Origin of the sequence: Roseobacter ponti (genome assembly GCF_012932215.1) — a bacterium.
GTDB lineage: Bacteria > Pseudomonadota > Alphaproteobacteria > Rhodobacterales > Rhodobacteraceae > Roseobacter > Roseobacter ponti.
On sequence record NZ_CP048788.1, the window covers coordinates 3,116,361 to 3,133,919 of the forward strand.

At 59.9% G+C, this 17,559-nt stretch carries 17 protein-coding genes and 1 pseudogene; 9 read left to right on the forward strand and 9 right to left on the reverse strand.

Annotated features, from left to right (window positions below; genetic code table 11):
• Positions 1-10 precede the first annotated feature (10 nt).
• Positions 11-1,540, forward strand: a complete 1,530-nt coding sequence (locus G3256_RS14860; protein ID WP_169641572.1) for a fused MFS/spermidine synthase — start codon at positions 11-13, stop codon at positions 1,538-1,540.
• Positions 1,541-1,631: 91 nt separating this feature from the next.
• Here G3256_RS14860 and G3256_RS14865 read toward each other — a convergent pair whose 3' ends face one another.
• From G3256_RS14865 to G3256_RS14885, 5 genes are all read right to left on the reverse strand, one after another.
• Positions 1,632-1,940 carry a hypothetical protein gene (locus G3256_RS14865; RefSeq protein WP_169641573.1) on the reverse strand — a complete coding sequence of 103 codons (309 nt, stop codon included), beginning with the start codon at positions 1,938-1,940 and terminating at the stop codon, positions 1,632-1,634.
• A gap of 46 nt (positions 1,941-1,986) precedes the next feature.
• Positions 1,987-2,337 carry a chaperone modulator CbpM gene (locus G3256_RS14870; protein WP_169641574.1) on the reverse strand — a complete coding sequence of 117 codons (351 nt, stop codon included), beginning with the start codon at positions 2,335-2,337 and terminating at the stop codon, positions 1,987-1,989.
• Positions 2,334-3,266 carry a DnaJ C-terminal domain-containing protein gene (locus G3256_RS14875; RefSeq protein ID WP_169641575.1) on the reverse strand — a complete coding sequence of 311 codons (933 nt, stop codon included), beginning with the start codon at positions 3,264-3,266 and terminating at the stop codon, positions 2,334-2,336. Before G3256_RS14875 ends, G3256_RS14870 begins: the two co-directional genes overlap by 4 nt.
• A gap of 93 nt (positions 3,267-3,359) precedes the next feature.
• Entirely contained in the window at positions 3,360-4,100 is a 741-nt protein-coding gene (locus tag G3256_RS14880; protein ID WP_169641576.1) for a SpoIIAA family protein, read from the reverse strand.
• 63 nt (positions 4,101-4,163) lie between these two features.
• Positions 4,164-4,571, reverse strand: coding sequence for a universal stress protein (locus G3256_RS14885; RefSeq protein WP_169642460.1), 408 nt, complete (start codon positions 4,569-4,571; stop codon positions 4,164-4,166).
• Between the two features lie 456 nt (positions 4,572-5,027).
• Here G3256_RS14885 and G3256_RS19165 point away from each other — a divergent pair, with 456 nt between their 5' ends.
• From G3256_RS19165 to G3256_RS14895, 3 genes and pseudogenes are all read left to right on the forward strand, one after another.
• On the forward strand, positions 5,028-5,285 hold the full coding sequence (locus G3256_RS19165; protein ID WP_206040748.1) for a poly-beta-hydroxybutyrate polymerase N-terminal domain-containing protein: 258 nt from the start codon (positions 5,028-5,030) through the stop codon (positions 5,283-5,285).
• Between the two features lie 15 nt (positions 5,286-5,300).
• Positions 5,301-6,566: pseudogene (locus G3256_RS14890) on the forward strand (PHA/PHB synthase family protein); the annotation flags it as partial.
• A 270-nt stretch (positions 6,567-6,836) separates the two neighbouring features.
• Positions 6,837-7,889: an HAD-IC family P-type ATPase gene (locus G3256_RS14895; RefSeq protein ID WP_246227632.1), complete on the forward strand. Its 1,053-nt coding sequence runs from the start codon at positions 6,837-6,839 to the stop codon at positions 7,887-7,889.
• On the opposite strand, the gene G3256_RS14900 is transcribed toward G3256_RS14895, so the two are convergent.
• Positions 7,877-8,914 (reverse strand): sodium:calcium antiporter, encoded by a 1,038-nt coding sequence (locus tag G3256_RS14900; RefSeq protein WP_169641577.1) that lies wholly within the window; start codon positions 8,912-8,914, stop codon positions 7,877-7,879. The genes G3256_RS14895 and G3256_RS14900 overlap by 13 nt on opposite strands.
• Positions 8,915-8,996: 82 nt before the next feature.
• Here G3256_RS14900 and G3256_RS14905 point away from each other — a divergent pair, with 82 nt between their 5' ends.
• The 4 genes from G3256_RS14905 (at position 8,997) to G3256_RS14920 (ending at position 13,260) form a co-directional block, all read left to right on the forward strand.
• Complete coding sequence (locus tag G3256_RS14905; RefSeq protein WP_169641578.1) at positions 8,997-9,713, forward strand: VIT1/CCC1 transporter family protein; 717 nt, start codon at positions 8,997-8,999, stop codon at positions 9,711-9,713.
• Between the two features lie 78 nt (positions 9,714-9,791).
• Positions 9,792-10,943, forward strand: coding sequence for a site-2 protease family protein (locus tag G3256_RS14910; protein WP_169641579.1), 1,152 nt, complete (start codon positions 9,792-9,794; stop codon positions 10,941-10,943).
• Complete coding sequence (locus tag G3256_RS14915) at positions 10,940-11,518, forward strand: NAD(P)H-dependent oxidoreductase (RefSeq protein WP_169641580.1); 579 nt, start codon at positions 10,940-10,942, stop codon at positions 11,516-11,518. Before G3256_RS14910 ends, G3256_RS14915 begins: the two co-directional genes overlap by 4 nt.
• A gap of 191 nt (positions 11,519-11,709) precedes the next feature.
• Positions 11,710-13,260 carry a PAS domain-containing sensor histidine kinase gene (locus G3256_RS14920; protein WP_169641581.1) on the forward strand — a complete coding sequence of 517 codons (1,551 nt, stop codon included), beginning with the start codon at positions 11,710-11,712 and terminating at the stop codon, positions 13,258-13,260.
• On the opposite strand, the gene G3256_RS14925 is transcribed toward G3256_RS14920, so the two are convergent.
• Positions 13,227-14,006 (reverse strand): response regulator, encoded by a 780-nt coding sequence (locus G3256_RS14925; RefSeq protein WP_169641582.1) that lies wholly within the window; start codon positions 14,004-14,006, stop codon positions 13,227-13,229. The genes G3256_RS14920 and G3256_RS14925 overlap by 34 nt on opposite strands.
• 181 nt (positions 14,007-14,187) lie before the next feature.
• Here G3256_RS14925 and G3256_RS14930 point away from each other — a divergent pair, with 181 nt between their 5' ends.
• Positions 14,188-14,859, forward strand: coding sequence for a helix-turn-helix domain-containing protein (locus G3256_RS14930; RefSeq protein ID WP_169641583.1), 672 nt, complete (start codon positions 14,188-14,190; stop codon positions 14,857-14,859).
• Between the two features lie 81 nt (positions 14,860-14,940).
• Here G3256_RS14930 and G3256_RS14935 read toward each other — a convergent pair whose 3' ends face one another.
• Both G3256_RS14935 and G3256_RS14940 read right to left on the reverse strand, forming a co-directional pair.
• Positions 14,941-16,116, reverse strand: a complete 1,176-nt coding sequence (locus G3256_RS14935; protein WP_169641584.1) for a DUF8173 domain-containing protein — start codon at positions 16,114-16,116, stop codon at positions 14,941-14,943.
• Positions 16,117-16,331: 215 nt separating this feature from the next.
• Positions 16,332-17,546, reverse strand: coding sequence for a cation:proton antiporter (locus G3256_RS14940; protein ID WP_246227635.1), 1,215 nt, complete (start codon positions 17,544-17,546; stop codon positions 16,332-16,334).
• Positions 17,547-17,559 lie beyond the last annotated feature (13 nt).

Genomic DNA, 17,559 nt, shown 5'->3' on the forward strand with positions numbered 1-17,559 from the left:
GACTTGACGGATGAACACTGAAACGCCCGCCAAAGAGAGCCCGCCCTTCTGGTTGCTGATCACGCTGCAAACCGGAATTTCAGCAGCAGGTCTTGTCGTCGAAATTGTCGCCGCCCGGATGATCGCACCGTATGTCGGGATGAGCCTCTACACCTGGACGGCCATCATCGCGGTGGTGCTGGCGGGCTTTTCGCTTGGTCACTGGTGGGGTGGCAGGCTGGCCGCACTTCCAACGCGCACGGCCATGATGCGGATCGGGTGGGTTCTCGCTGCAGCGGCGGTATTTACCGCCGGCGCCAGCCTTATCCTGCGTCTTGTGGCGCTGCCGGTTCTGCAGTCCGTTGAAAACCCGCTGACGGCCATATCGTTCATTGCCATCGCCGCATTCTTTCTGCCGTCGCTGTTTGCCGGTGTGCCGGCCCCGGTTCTCGCGGTCGTGGCGATGCGGGGGCGGCAGCGGTCGGAGGAGGCTCTGGGGGTGATGTTCGCCGCCGGCGCGATGGGTGCGATTGTCGGCACCCTGCTGGCGGGGTTTCTCTTTATCTCCTGGCTCGGATCGGCGGCGACGCTGCAGATTATGGCGGCGTTTTACGCGGTATCCGCCCTTGTCGTTATCCTGTGCGGACGGGGCGGAAACGCGACCCGCGCCGGGGCCGCCGGCACGATTGCCCTCACCGGGTTACTGGCCTGGCACTCTCTCACGGCACCGCCGGTGTGTACTGTTGAAAGCAGCTATTTCTGTATCCGGAGCGAGACCCTCTCTGCGGACGCGGAGCCCCTCATGCGGGTCATGATCATCGACCATCTCGCCCATGGCATCTCTGCGAAAGACCATCCGGGCGTGATGTACACCGACCACACTGCCATGCTCGATGCACTGCCCCGGATGAGAATGGGTCACCGGCCGTTCAGCTCTTTTCATATCGGCGGTGGCACATATTCGGTGCCGCGCGGATGGGCGTCGCACGGTCTGACTGACATGGTCGTGGCCGAAATCGATCCGGAGGTTACGAAGATGGCAACTGATGCTTTCTGGTTCGAACCCGCCACAGCCACCGTCCTGCACGAAGATGCAAGACATGCGCTTTTATCAACAGAAAAAGAATATGACGTGATCGTTGGCGATGCCTTCACGGATATTGCCGTGCCCGCCCATCTTGTCACACTGGAATTCTTTCAGCTTGTCTCTCAAAGACTGTCGGGGGGCGGCATTTTTGCAATGAATGTGGTTGATAACGTGGACCGCCTCGCCGCCCTGTCTGCGGTATATAAAACACTTCTGGCGGTCTTTCCCAGCGTAGAGGTCTGGACCAAAGCGCAACCGCCCCGGCCCGGGGAAAGAAGGGTCTTTGTGATCCTCGCCGGGCAGTCCGACAGCCAGGTTTCCGAAATCACGACAGGCGCGCCTGATCCTGTAACTTTTGCGCCGCTGGCGAGTGCGTTTCTGAGCGAAACTGTTGCGCGGACGAACGCCCCGTTGCTAACGGACGACTTTGCGCCTGTGGACCGGTTGATGGGGCTCGGCTCCGTACTGGACTAACGCGGCGGCAAGCTGAACTGCAAAAGTGCTGCGGTGTATCGTCCGGCGCCCTGCCGGTCACGCCGGAGGCCTCGCAGCAGATTGCCGGCTTCTACATCTGTGCGGCGATCAGGAGCGTCACGCGGGGTGGTTCAGAAGTTCGTTGTTGCGTCATCCGCCGGCGCGCCACCTGCAGTTTCAGATATGCCGCCTCCAGCCGCATTCTTGCGCGTTCGCGTTTTTCATAAAGTCTGCGGATGGTCGAACCCGGGTCTCCGATGACCCACCGCCCGGGTTTGCTCTCCGCGGGAAACCAGGCCCTCACGTCGCGGACAGCTATGGTCCAGGCCTGATCAGCCGCCTGATACCGCAGATAGGCGCGCTGCAGAACGCGTCGTCTCAGGGCAATATCGGTATGCATCTTTCCCTCCTTTGTCGTCGGCACTCAGGATAAGACGCGGTCAGCGTCAGCCGTCCCTGTCCTGCGTGTCTCCGTGAATGTTCCGGAAGGTCGCAACGACCGTCTGTCTGACCTCTTCGGGTTGCTTTTCAACAGCCTCTGACAGTGATTTCAGCTCCCTCCGGGTCTGGTGCAGCCGGTCCAGCAACGGCAGGATCACCGGCAGAGCATCAGCAGGAAGCGACATATCTTTTCTCAGATCACACAGAAGTCTGATGCGCGCGATGTCCACGTTATCGAACACCGGTCCGCGCGCGCTCTGAGCCGGACGGACCCAGCCTTCACGGACCCATACGCGCAACTCTCTCAGACTGAGGCGCCTGACCTGCGCCACGACCGTCTCTTCATCAAAGCTCATTGTGTCCTCCGCAGGTCTTTGCGCGGATCAAAGCCGCAGTGATCGCGCCATTGCGTCGCGATTTCTTCCATTCGGGTGTCTGTTTTGTCGGGCAACACAATCCGGAGACGCACAAACTGATCTCCCCGGCCGCCTTTGCTCTTTGCTGTGCCCCGGCCCTTTAGACGGAGACGGTGGCCGGAAGAAATGCCTTTTGGGATCGTCACGGACACGGCGCCGTCAATGGTCGGTACGCCGACTTTGCCCCCGAGGACCGCTTCATCAAAGGTGATCGGCAGTTCGACCTCGATGTTATCGCCGTCGCGCACGAATTCAGGATGCGCGCGCACTGAGACCGTTACAAACGCATCGCCCGCCGGGCCCTGTCCGAAACCCGGAGATCCTTTGCCACGCAGGCGCAGCGTCTGCCCGTCCCTGATCCCGGGCGGGATCGATATCTCGATACCTTTGCCGTCCGGCATCGTCACGCTGCGTGTCGCGCCACGGGCCGCATCCAGGAAATCAACATCGATATGATAGCGGACATCAGCACCGCGCGCATGAAACTCCCGCTGCCCGGCACCACTGCCGAAACCGCGGCGCCCGAACAGCCCCGAAAACAGATCGGACTCGGCATCAAACCCGCCCCGTTCCGCATCCGGGTCGTATCTGCGCCCGCCCTCCTGTCCTGCGTACTGGTGATAATACTGCCGCTCCTGGCGCTCCTGCCCGCTGGCATCGATTTCACCGGCATCAAAGCGTCTGCGTTTTTCGGGATCACTCAAAAGATCATTCGCGGCGGCCACCGCCTGGAATTCCGCCTGCTTTTCCGCATCACCCGGGTGCAGATCCGGGTGCAGCTTCCTGGCAAGCCTGCGATACGCCTTTTTGATCTCATCCTGCGTGGCTGTCTTTGCTACACCCAGGGTTTTGTACGGATCGTCACTCATCTCTCAGGGTCCATCCCATATCTTTCACCTGCACCGCGCCGGGCAGCACATCTGATCCGGTCTTCGGCGCAGTCCGGTGCTGCGGTCACCGGATTATTGCGCGATCCAGACCTTTGCCTCCTCCAGATCAGCGAGATCAAAGACCATAACTTCGGTCGGCATCAGCATCCCGAAAATCTTCGCGGAATGCCTGATCCATTCCTGATCGGTCACCAGCGCCAGTTTGGAAAATGTCCTCAGGTGTGAAAAGCCAAATCTGAGATCATCCCACATCGCGCCGGGAGAATACCCGTCGAACCAGGTACCGAGAACGCAGATCATTTTCAGTTTATCGTGCCCTTTCGCGCGGCGCTCAATCAGCGGCACAAGCGTGCCGGAATAGTCCTGCGAGGTAATCAGCCCCCTGATATCGATGCCAACGACATCGCGCGGCAGCCCGTCCATTTCGACGATGGCGCCGGGATGATCCTCTTCAGTCTGCGCCCACGCGACCGCGTCATCTGTCGCGTCTTCGTTGAACCGCCGCACCTTCGCCTGCACAAAATGATCCACAAAAAGCCGTGCCAGCCACAGCAGTTTGCTGTCACTTACAATGGCAACTTTCCGGACGAGGCTGTGATGTCCCTGCACAAATTTCAGGTGCTTTTTCAGTGCGCTGAAATCCGCCCAGAAGGGCGCGCTTTTCGTTTGCAGAACGAGGTTCGGGACGCGGTCGGTCTCATTGATATAATCGTTTATCTTCCGGCTGAGCCCGTCGATGTCTTCGGCGCGAAGAGGTCCGTCCGGCGTGATCACCGCAATGTTTTCGCGCGGACGGATATCTGTGGTCAGCATACGCGTGTCTCCCTTTTATCAACGGGTGGCCGTGCCGGAAAGAACGGTGCCCGGAACTGGCCCTTACCTTACCACATGTACGGCACAGGCCGCATGTCTTACGACATGTGATGCCGTTGATCCGAGAAAATAATCTTTCACGCCCGGACGGTGAGAGGCGATTATGATGAGATCATTGCCGTACTGCCCGGCATAATCAAGAATTGTGCGCCCGGAATGCCCTTCCAGAATTACGCCCTCTGCGCCCGGCAGATGCTGTGCGAGGCGGTCCATTTCCTGATGGAGCGTCACACGTAATTCCTTTTGCAGATTCTCAGTAACAAAGGATTTCGCATAGCCGGGCAGACGTTCGATCACATGAAGAAAAGTGATTTTTGAGCCTGGCGAAGCGAGCAGGCCGGCCAGTTTGACAGGCGCGCTTTTATCATGGTCGTTGTCGAATAAGACCGGCACGAGGATGTTGTTGTACATGGTATTTTCCTTCCCGATGATCGCCATTTATGGCGCGAAATTTCGCCCGGGCATTGTTTCAGATCAATTCACCGGGCCGGTCCCTTTCAGGTCTGTCAGGTTTCAGGCCCTGAACGGCCTGCTCTCACGGGCCGCAGTGACCTGCATAGGGGATTGAGATTGATCAATGTCCGCCCGGCCGGGCCCGGTAACCATTGACCAGCGGAAGGCCCGGATGTCTGAAAGCACTCTGAATACCGGCCGGACCGGATGACTGACTGGCACCGGGACAATCAGGATTTGCTCTGCCGGGCGAGCCATCACCCTGTAGGCGGGTTCTGCAACGGGTGCGATGAGGGGCCGGACGCATCGGGCGCACCGACGCGCCGCGAAAGGCAGCGCAGTTGGTGCAGCATATCCCGCAAACGCCGTGGGACGTGGTTCCACAGGCAAAGGTGCCATCGAAAGGCTGAGAGCATGACCGACTCTGAACGAAAACGCCTTGATCCGGCGTGGCACGCGATGCTCGGTCAGGTCGCAGGTGGGATCTCGCCGGCTGCGCTGATCAATGCCGGTGTCGACCGGGCACTGCATCTGGCTGCGTCACCTGACAAGCAATCAGAACTGCTCGGAGAGGATCTGTCAGGCCTCGCGGCGACAGATCCTTCCGGAGATGCGCGATTTTCTGATCCGGCCTGGACGACCTTTCCCGCAAAGGCCCTGGCACAAGGCTAGCTTTCGGCGCAGAACTGGTGGGACCTTGCCACGCGGGATATCCGGGGCGTGGATCCAATTCATGCGAATATCGTGAATTTTGCCACGCGACAGTGGCTGGACATGTTTTCTCCTGCAAATTTTGCGCTGACCAATCCCCAGGTGATGCAGCGCACCCGCGAAGAAGCCGGAGAGAACCTGATCCGGGGCGCCTGGTACTGGATGGAAGACCTGGACCGCCTGATTTCGCAGCATCCCCGCCGGCTCAGTGCCTTCACTGTGGGCGGGGATCTGGGCACGACACCCGGAGACGTGATGCTGCGCAACGGCCTGATTGAGCTGATCCGGTATCGCCCGATAACCGGCGGGGTTCACGCCCAACCAATCCTGATCGTGCCTGCGTGGATCATGAAATTCTATATTCTGGACCTCACGCAGCAGCGTTCGCTGGTCGCCTATCTGCGCGATCAGGGCTTCGAGGTTTATATCATCTCGTGGAAATACCCCGACGAAGAGGATGCAGGCCGGTCGATGCAGGACTACGTTGATCCTGGCGTTCGGGCCGCGATTGAGACAATCAGATCCGGCGATGCCCCCGCTCTTCATGCGGTCGGATACTGTCTGGACGGCACGTTGCTGGCGATCGTGGCCGCCGCCATGGCGCGCGACGGCGACCAATCCCTGTGCTCCGTCAGCCTGCTTGCCTCACAGGTCGATTTCTCCGAACCCGGGGAACCTGGCCTGTTCATAAACGAAAGCCAGGTCGCCTTTCTGGAAGACATGATGGCAGTGCGCGGCTATCTCAGAGCGGATCAGATGGCCGATGCGTTTCAGCTGCTGCGGTCAAACGATCTGATCTGGAGCCGGGTGATCCGGCATTACCTGCTGGCTGAGCGCACGCCCGACAACCCTCTGATGGCCTGGAACACGGATGCCACCCGCATGCCTGCGCGGATGCATTCGGAATATCTGCGGCGCCTGTTTCTGCACAACGACCTGGCAAAGGGCCGGTTTACGGTTGACGATGCTTCGGTGGCGCTTCCCGATATCCGCTGCCCGGTATACTGCGTGGCGACAGAAACCGATCATGTCTCGCCCTGGGAATCGGTCTACCGGCTTTTGCTGCTGAAGGACACGGAGGTGACTTTTGTGCTGACCAACGGCGGGCACAACGGCGGGATCCTGTCCGAGCCCGGTCATCCGGGCCGGTATTTCCGGACAGGTCACAAAGCGGAAGGTGATCCCTACATCACCGCCACAAAATGGCTCGACCGTCATGCGCCGCAGGACGGGTCGTGGTAGGAAAACTGGTCAGACTGGCTCAGAAATCAAAGTCGCGGCCGGAAAAGTGCGCGCGCTTTGCCCGGGAAGGCCCTCGGCGCTGCACCCGGCCGCTATATCTTCGGGTATGCCCGGAGACATTGCACAGATCACTGCGGCCTACACGGAAATGGCGGGTAAAGGATTGCGGACATCGCGCTCGCCCGCCGCCATACAGGCACACCGCAGATCGTTGAAGAAGAGCTTACGTTTCTGGGGCTGGTCGGCCTGATTGATCCGCCGCGCGCCGAAGTGCGGGGCGCGATTGCCTCGGCAGGATCCGCCGGCATCCGCGTGATTATGATCACCGGAGACAGCCCTGTCACCGCCAGGGCCATCGCAGAACAGCTCTCACTTACCGTGACACAGGCGCTGACCGGGCCGGAGCCTGACGCGCTTGATGAGACGGCTCTGCTGGAAACGCTTTCCGGTGACGTGCTCTTTGCCCGCACGCGGCCCGAGCAGAAAATGCGGATCGTCGCAGCGCTGCAGTCGCAGGACCAGATCGTTGCCATGACCGGTGACGGGGTCAATGACGCCCCTGCCCTCAAGCAGGCGGATATCGGCGTATCGATGGGCATCCGGGGCACGGATGTGGCGCGCGATGCCTCTGATCTGGTGCTGCTGGATGACAACTTTGCCACCATCGTCCGCGCCATCGGTGAAGGTCGTCGCCAGTTCGCCAACGTCCGTAAGTTTGTGCGCTACCTGCTGTCATCAAATGCAGGCGAGGTGATCGCTCTCATGGTCAATATCGCAATCGGTGGCCCGCTGGTTTTTCTCGCCACTCAGATCCTCTGGATGAACCTTGTCACCGATGGGGTGACAGCCGTGGCGCTGGGTCTGGAAAAGGCTGAACCGGATCATATGCAGCACCCGCCGCGCGACAAACACGATGCCATACTGGGGTACCGCGGCATTGCCACGATAATCGTGCTGGGCCTCTATACCGGGTTGTCGAGCCTGTGGATTTTCTTTCACCTGATGGATCAGGGTGTGGATCTGGCACGCACCACCGCCTTTACCGCCATGGTGGTTTTTGAAAAAGTGAGCGTCTTTGCCTTTCGGTCACTGCGCCTGCCCGGATCGCGCATCGGCTGGTTCAGCAACCCGTTTTTGCTCTGTGCTCTTGCCCTGACACTGGGCGCGCAGGTGCTGGCGATCTACTGGCCGCCGCTGCAGACCCTGTTGCATACCGTACCGGTCGGGCTTGCGGAATGGCAGTGGATTGCCCTTTTCGCCCCGCCGGTTCTGATCCTGCCCGAGGCTTTCAAACTGCTGCGCGTGCGCGGTCAGCGCACATAATAATAGGCGATCAGGCTGCCACCAAAGGTCAGCAGCACAAGGATCGAATCGAGGCCAACACTGCCAAGCCTGGGCTTGCGCCGCACGATCAGACCGGAGAGAAAAATCGCCGTCACCGCGATCCCGAAAGCCAGCGACAGTGTCACCGTGCGCGAGACATCCTGCAGGATCGGGCCTGAGCGAAACAGGATATCAGCGGGAAATACCAGCACGAGCATAATCAGGTTGCTGCCGAAAATATTCGAAATCGCCATCGTAAAGGCGCCGATGCGCACGGCCGTAATGCTGGTCGTCAGTTCCGGAAGAGAGGTCGCACCTGCAAGCAGGGTCGCTCCGATGAACCCCGTGCCAAGCCCCGACTGCTCTGCGATCCGCCCGGCAAAGACTACCAGCAGCAGCCCGAAGATCAGGATCCCGAAACAGGCAACAACCGCCTGTACGATGAGAAGCCGGTTGCCCGTCCCGGCCAGACCGGAAGGTGCAGGAAAGGGAAGCGGTTCCGGGTCCGGCAGATCGACCGGCACCCAGTCGCTGGCGTCATCGTATTTACGAAGCAACCAGATCGACCCGCCATAAATCAGCGCGATCAGCACACTGCCCGGGCCGATCTGAAAAAAAGATATAGTTTCGCCAAGGTTGATCACGATCAGTGTCACCGAGAGCATCATCACAAGAAGCGTGGCTTCGAGGGCATGATTGGCTTTGCGCGGGTACCCGGTAATCGCGCGTTTTGTCCAGAAATCCGACGTCGCGAGAATTGCGGTTTGCAGGGCGATCCCGCCAAAAAGGTTATTGAGCACCAGATCGCGGGACTGCTGCACAGCGGCGGTGAGCGTCGTGGCAACCTCCGGAAGGGATGTGGCAAGTGACAGCACCAGCAGCCCCATGAGTGATCTGGCAAGCCGGTACCGGTCGGCCAGCGCATCGGCCAGCCAGGCCAGCCGCGCTCCTGCCACCCAGACCACGCCCGCACTGAGCGCAAAGCACAGGATGCTCAGCAGAAAGGAGGTGGCGGGAACCTGCATGGCGGTGTTTTATCAGAGGCCCCGCGAGGGTAATTTGACATGCCTCAATGCGGATCGGATGCGCGGGCTTCAGACTGCTCAGATGACACCAGAACACGGACACAGCCCTCAGGAAATCGCAGCCCGCCTGTCTGCAGGCAGCAGCAACAATTACCTGAAAGATATGATCTATGGCGGGATTGATGGCGGGGTCACGACCTTTGCCATCGTTGCAGGTGTCGCCGGCGCCGGTCTCTCTCATGGTATCATTGTCACGCTGGGGATTGCCAACATTCTGGCAGATGGCTTTTCGATGGCGGCCAGTAATTACGCCGGAACCAAGGCCGAAGTTGATGACCGCAAGCGCATTATCCGTATCGAGGAACGCCATATCGAACACCATCGGGAGGGGGAGCTGGAGGAGCTGCGCCAGATCCTTGCACAGCGCGGTTTGTCAGGTCAGGTCCTCGATGAGGCGACGCGGGAAATCTCGGAGAACAAAGAAAAGTGGGTCGCGCTGATGCTCACAGACGAATACGGGCTCACGCGGGATGCCCCCCACCCGATGCGCGCGGCGCTTGCAACTTTTGCCGCCTTTCTGCTGGCGGGCTCAATCCCGCTCATTCCGTTTGTCACCGGGATGGAACCCGCTTTTGAGATATCGGTGCTTGCCACGCTGCTGACCTTTTTCCTGATCGGCACGGGCAAGAGCCGCTGGTCCCTGTCGGCCTGGTGGTGGTCGGGCGCGGAAACACTCCTGATCGGCGCACTTGCAGCCCTGATCGCTTACGGCGTCGGCGGGCTTTTTGCGCACGGCTGAGCCGGACCGGTTCGGATTGAGCAGGATCAAACCGATGGTCTGCCAAGCCGCTAAAATTCCCTCAGCGACGAGGTTTTAATGTTTTCAGATTCCATCAGACTGTTTTCGCTCGATGGGTTCGAGATCAGGCTGGATAAAAGCTGGCTGCTTATTGCGGCACTGATCACATGGAGCCTCGCACAGCAGTACTTTCCACAGACCTTCCCGGATCAGACACCGGGCACATATCTGGTCATGGGTCTCTTTGCCTGTCTTTGCTTTTTCGGATCACTGCTGCTTCACGAACTGGCCCATTCTGTTGTGGCCCGGCGCTTTGGCATCGGTGTGAAGAGCATAACTCTGTTTCTCTTTGGCGGTGTTGCGGAACTGGCCTCCGAACCCGACCGGCCACGGGTTGAGTTCTGGATCGCGGTCGCGGGCCCGGCCATGAGCCTTTTCCTGGCATTCGGTTTCTGGATCTTCGGAGCCTTTACAGAGCTTGCGCTGAGGCAAAGCCCGATACCGGTTGTGCTTCACTATCTTGCACTGATCAATTTTGTTCTGGCCCTTTTCAACCTCGTGCCGGCCTTTCCGCTGGACGGCGGGCGGATCCTGCGCGCAGCCCTCTGGCACCGCACCGGGGATGTCCTCAGAGCAACCGAAACAGCCGCGCGCTCAGGCACATTCTTTGCTTTTCTGCTGATGACCTTTGGCGTTTTATCGCTCTTTCAGGGGGCAGTTTTTGCCGGTTTCTGGTACATCCTGATTGGCGGTTTCGTACTGATGGCTGCCCGGTCGAGCTATCAGACGCAACTGGCAGAAGCGGTTTTTGACCACAAGACAGTTGCCATGCTGATGACGCCCGATCCGGTGACCACGCGCCCGGATGTGACACTTGATGAGTTCGTAAACCACATAATGATCGACCGCCGCGCGAGCTTTGTGCCGGTCGTCGAAAACGGCGTTCTGCTCGGGCACATGGACCACCGCGTGCTCGAGGGGATTGATCGCGAAAACTGGCCCGGCATGCATGTCGACGACATCTTTGCCGGGCTCACCGCCGAGGCCTCGGTCGCGCCTTACATGCCGGTCAAAGACCTGATGGCGCTGATCGCACAGACCGGGCGGCGCAAGTTCATGGTGGTAGAAGATCACCGGTTGTGCGGCGTAATCACACTGTCGGATGTTATCCGTTATCTGAGGGTAAGCGATCTGCTCATGCACCGGCAGAACAGGACGACGAAAACATGACACGTGTACTGATCGTGCAGGGCCACCCGGATGGCGAAGAACAGCACCTGTGCCACGCGATTGCAGAGGCCTACCGGTCCGCCGCGGAAGATGCCGGGCACCGTGTGACCGTCATAAATATTGCCGTTGGAGACATTCCATGCCTGCGGTCGAAGGCTGAATGGGAGGGGTCTGATCTTCCGCAGGTGGCGGTCACCGGGCAAAAGGCAGTTCAGGATGCTGAACACATCGTTCTGATTTACCCGTTGTGGATGGGTGACGTGCCCGCGATGCTGAAGGCATGGCTGGAGCAGGTGCTGCGCAAGGGCTTTGCCTTTGAAATGTCCGGGCGGACCTGGCGTCCGGCGCTCGCAGGCAGATCCGCGCGTGTCATCGTTACGATGGGCATGCCCGGGGCGGCCTACAGGTGGTTCTATATGGCACATTCTCTGCGCAGCCTTGACCGCAACATCCTCAGGTTCTGTGGTTTCCGGCCGGTCAGGCGGAGTATTTTCGGAAACGCCGAAGACCCGTCAGGAAAAGCTCAGGCAAAGATGCTGAAAACGGCGGCGCGTCTTGGTGCGCGTGCGCAATAGCGCTTTGCCCTGCGGTGCCTGATACGTGCGGGAAGGAAATCGCGCCGGCAGAGCCCCGGATCGGATCAGTGCGGCCACTTACATCCCACGGGGCCCCGCCCGGGCAATCCCACGCCCGACACCCGCTCGCGCAGTTCGGGCTTGCCCGACCGCACAGGCAACTGGCAGACTCATCGCAAAGAAAGAGCGACATGCACAGCGATCCACATGACAGCGCAATTCTCGACACTCTGCTGATGGCCGCGCCAGACGCGATTGTGATCTGTGATCAGACCGGAAAAATCCTGCGGGCCAGTGCGGCGGCACACAGTACATTCGGCTATGAGCCCGGAGAACTGACGGGCCGCAACGTGCGGATCCTGATGCCGGAGACGCTGGGCACCCTGCACGACGGCTATATCGCGCGGCATATCGCAACAGGCGAGGTGCGCATTCTGGATGCAATGCGCGATGTTGAAGGGCGTCGCAAAGACGGATCATCCGTGCCGCTGCAGATTACCCTTGGTGGTATTGACGCGGGCGGCGCGCAGCATTTCACAGCCGTCATGCACGATCTGACCCGGCGCAGGGCCACGCAGAATGCCCTGTCGCGATCACAGCGCATGGATGCCATCGGACAGATGACCGGCGGGATCGCACATGATTTCAACAATATCCTGACCCTGCTGATCGGTAACCTGGAGCTGCTGGAACTGCGGGGTCTGACCGACCGCCAGGCAGGACCGGTCGCCGATGCGCTGCATGCAGCACAGCTCGGCGCGGATCTGACGCAGCGGCTGATGGCGTTCGCCCGCAGGAGCGATCTCAGGCCGGTGATGACCGATCTGCGCGCGCCTTGCGGCGAGACTCTGCGCATCCTGAAAGGCAGCCTTGGCGAAAACTACACAGTTCGCACGGATTTTGCCGAAGATGCGGATATGGTGATGATTGACCCGGTACAGTTTCAGTCGGCGCTCACAAACCTGGTCTTCAACGCGCGCGACGCGATGGGGGCGTCGGGCGATCTGCTGATCTCTCTGAGCAATGTCACGATCGATGACACCTATGTCGCCCAGGAAACCGGCATCCGCTATGGCCGCTATGTCCGCCTGTCGGTCGGCGACAACGGCGCGGGCATGGACGAAGAAGCACAAAAACGTGCCTTTGAGCCGTTTTTCACCACCAAATCAGATGCAGGCGGCACCGGGCTCGGGCTGGCCACAGTCTATGGCTTTGTCAGGCAGTCGGGCGGACATGTGACGCTTTACAGTGAACCGGGTCTGGGATCGAACTTCGGCCTCTATTTTCCGGCAGTGCACAGTGATGCTGAAACCGTGGAAAAAACCGGCGCGCGCGCGACAGACACCCCTGTCAGGATCGCCGACAGCCAGATGGTGCTCGTCGTCGAAGATAACCCCAGGGTGCGCAAACTCTCCGTGGAGCGGATCCGAGATCTGGGATTCTCCGTTGAGGAGGCAGCGAGCGGTGACAGTGCATATCTGATGCTGAAAGAGGGGCTGCCGGTCGATATTGTATTCTCTGATCTGGTGATGCCGGGCCGTTTGAGCGGGTACGACCTTGCTGCAAAAATCGCAGATGAGTTTCCGCAGATCAGGGTCCTGCTGACCTCCGGGTATGCCAGCGACGTTGTGACCAGCCGGATGGCTCAGGGCCAGGTTTTTGACATCCTGCACAAACCCTACCGACAGGCGGAACTGGCACGCAGACTTCAGGTGCTGCTGGATCCGCCGGCGGGCGGCTGAAGCGTTTCGACATCACAGGCAAAGCTGTACCCGATCCCGCGGACCGTCCTGATCAGTCTGGGCTTTGAAGGATCGCGCTCAATCTTTTTGCGCAGCCGCGCCACCTGATTGTCTATGGTCCGGTCCAGCGGGCTCCATTCAAGCCCCCCGGTCAGATCCATCAGCTGATCGCGCGACAACACCCGTCCCGGCCGTTCGAGAAAAACACTCAGCAGCCGGAAGTCTCCGCTGGTCAGACCGCAGTCTTCGCCCCTGCGGTCTGTCAGTTCAAACCGGTCCGTTTTCGCAACCATCCCGTCAAACGTAAAATATGTGCCACTCGCAGGATCATTATCTCCGGTGCCCTCCGACGGGTCGGGCTGTTTAGCAGCTGCGGTGACGGCCGAACGGCGCAGAACGCTCCTGATCCGCGCGATGACTTCGCGGACATGAAACGGCTTGGTGATGTAGTCATCAGCGCCGACCTCCAGGCCGACCACGCGGTCAATCACGTCATCCCGGCCACTGACCACGATGATCGGCATCTGAGCGGTCTGCCGGATTTCGCGCGCCAGATCTATGCCATTGTCCGCACCCAGGTGGACGTCAAGCGTGATCAGGCTCACGGTCTCTGTGTCAATGATCCGGCGTACGTCATCCGCGTTTTCGGCTTCCAGCACAGCAAATCCGTCATCCTCCAGCAGATTGCGCAGAAGCGATCGGATTTTAGGGTCGTCATCGACCACTAGGATTGTCTGATGTGTCACAAGCGGAACCCGGGCGGCGTCAAAGAATATGCCCCAGAAAGCTGAGACAACAAAATCAAAGCCCTGTTCCTGCCACCGGAACCGGGCGATACATTTTGATACAAAAATCTGCCCCACCACAATACGCCGGATTACATCGGGCAGCCAGGGTCATTGTGAGATGATACGGGGGATCGCTCAGATGTATGTCACTATACCGACCGAACACTTTGAAACACTGCCGCCGGCGGCGCTGCCTGCACGCAGACCCGGAACACCGGAAACGACCCGGAACGCCGGATCATACCTCTTTTTTGAAGGGGATGAGGTGAAATGGCTCTATCAGGTGGTCTCGGGCGTCCTGCGCCTGACGCGGCTGCTCGAGGACGGACGACGCCAGGTCATCGCTTTCGGGTATCCGGGCGATATCGTCGGATTTCCCTCCGGTGGCCTGCATCACACGGACTGCGATGTGCTTGTGGATGCCCGCCTGCGCGTTTTCCGCCGCTCGGCGCTTGAAAGCTGCGTCGGTAACCCGGAACTGCACCGGCAACTCCTTCAGGCGGCACTGGGTGAAATCAGCGCGATGCAGGATCATTTTATGATGCTCGGGCGCAAGTCAGCCGCCGAAAAGCTCGCGTCTTTCCTGCACGTTCTCTTTGAGCGCGTCGGGGAGGAGACAGACGGCAAAAGGCAGATTGTTCTGCCCATGAGCCGGTCTGATATTGCCGACTTCCTGGGCCTGACCACCGAAACGGTGAGCCGTACACTCACTCAGATGCGCAAGAGCAGGATCATTGACGTGGAAGACATCTACAGGGTCGTGGTTCTGCGTCCGGACGCGTTGCTGAAGCTCTCTGTGGGTAACCGCTGAGGGCGGCGTTATCTCATCCGGCCGCGCCACGAAGCATGCCGCGCACCGGACCGTCATGATCTGTCGTCCCCTGGCCGCGTTTCAGTCTTCAACCGGCTTCATATCAACATCGAGCGCCTGACCCGGATTACCGAGCAGAAACAGAAAGAGCGCCTTTGTCATGGCACCAATTCCCAGCAGCACAAGCGTATAATTGGCGACCCAGCCCACGAAGGGAATGAAATTCAGCAGTGCGATCAGACAGATGGCCGCAGCAAAGACTGCAAGCCTGAGCGCGTTTCCGGGCGCGTCCTGCCCCCCCAGTGCGCGCCACAGATGCATGGCAACGCTGTAAGCTCCCAGCGCATATCCCAGCGTCCAGGCCAGTACGATGCACAGCACTGCGACCGGCACGAAGGGCAGGCCGATGATTGTCAGTGCCGTAATCGGCACTATCCCGAAAAGCACCGAAAGTCCCAGAACACCCAGCAGCATGGCCTGCCCGGGCGCCGATGCCACATGCCGACGCAGATTTTCCAGCCGGCGCGGCATAAAGCCCAGCATCAGCGCACCCAGAACAACGAAAAACAGCAGTGAGATTACAAAACTCAGAAAGGCCGACGCAAAGGTTGGCAGCACAGGCATATCTTCGCGCATGTCTTTCAGATCGTCCCAGCCTCGGACGGCCGTGAAACGCTCGAATACCACCCGTCCGGCGGGGGCCACGCGTTCCGGCACGGAGATTTTGTCGCCGGAACGATATGTCAGAGTACCGCCGACGACGGCATCGGGGCCAAACGAGATCGACCCGGCGAGCACCTGCATGTCGCCTTCCACAGCGGCATTCAGGATGACATCGCGACCGGCAACGGTCAGCGCCCCGGCCACGGGGCCTTCGATTGTGACACTGTTGCCCGCAAGCCGGACGTTGCCCGCTGTGGCCGCCCCCCGCTCTGTGCGCACTGAAAATCCGGCAGCGGTGAGGTCGCTGGCGACAGCACCCCTTACCACGACGGTGGCGCCGAGAGCGTAGAGATCCTCGGCCACATCGGCGTTTACGGAGACGTCGAACCCGTGAACATGCAGATCCCCCTGGGCTGCACCACGCGCAGATACTGAACGGGCGGACATAAACGTATCACCGCCTGTGGAAATCGTTTCGCTCAGCACCTTGCCTGAAAAAAACGTATCACCACCGTTTTCGACTAGTTCAGCCGTCGCAGTTGCCGGCAGAGCGAATACGAAAAGTGCAAGGAAAGTCAGAATTATCCCGGGCATTTGCATGGCGGATCCCTTCTGCAGCAGCGGTAAGCCGAGCCCTTCCATACCGGACGGCAGATAAAATCGATTGATCGGAATCAATCAGTCGCGGCCCCCGCAGTTGACCCTGTGGCAAATATCGCCACGCGATCGAAGTTCACTTGCGCCACGGCCCTGCGCAAAGGAACAGGCGAACACGATATACCGGTTCTTCTGACCGGGGGCCTGTCGGGTCATCCCCGCCCCTCGGGCAGCGTTTCCGCCTGCACCCGCCGGACGGCCAAAAGTGCAACAGGTGGCCCGAGGATTTCAAAGACAACAGTTGCGGCGATGGTGATCGCCATGATCCGGTCGGACCAGTGAGGAAACTGTTCGCCCGCAACCAGTGCCATTCCCACGGCGACACCTGCCTGCGGCAGCAAGGCGGGACCGTACCACGCCGCCTCCGCAGACGGCACACCCGCGATCCTGGCACCGGCGTAGCCACCGATCAGACGGGCCGCGACCCTGAGTACCATAAAGAGCCCGCCGGTCAGCCCCAGCGTCCTGAGCACCTGAGGATCCAGAGATGCCCCGGCCAGAAGGAAAAAGAGGAGCATGAACGGCCACTGAATGTTCTCAATCTCATGAAACGCCCGTTCGTGATGACGCGCAAAATTTGTGACGATGGCGCCCGCTGTCATTCCGGCGATCAGAAAGGAGACTTCGAGCCAGAGCGCAAGGCCCGCCGTGAGAAACACGATCCCGATGGCCTCGGCCTGCAGGGGCTCTCCCGGTGTCAGCCGCCCGGTCAGACCAGAGGCGAGGCCACCAATCGCAAGGCCCAGCGCCACAGCACCGCCAAGGTCACAAAGCACGCCTGAGAGTACGAGGCGCCAGCCCTCAGCCTGTCCGGCCAGAATAAGCACGAGGCTGAAGAGTACCAGCCCCCATGCATCATCAATGGCCACGATGCCCCTGAGCGTATCGGTAAACCCGCTGACCACCCCGGACTGGCGGATAACGTCAGACATTGCGGCAGGCGCGGTGGCGGTCGCGATGGCACCGAGGATCAGCGCCAGCCCGGGCGGAACGCCTGCCAGCACCAGACCGACGGAGATAATCACCAGGGTAAAGGCGACAATCGCCAGAGAGATCGTCAGTATCGCTCTCCCGTGTTGCTGCAGGTTCTTTTTCGTCAGAGCACCGCCCAGCAGAAAGGCGACCATCGACAATGCGATGATGGAGATCGCGTCAAACCACAAAGCCACCTCTCCGGGTATCAGTCCTGATCCTGCATTGCCCATCAGCAGCCCGAGCAGCAAAAGCATGGTGACACGGGGCAACCGTGTCAGTCGGCCCAGCTGATCCGCGGCAAGACCTGCCAGAAAAAGCAGCCCCAGTATGATGAAGGTGGAAGCATGGTCCATCGTCGCGAATGTGCTTTCGTTCTGAAGCTGCCGGGTCACACCGGTTGGTTAG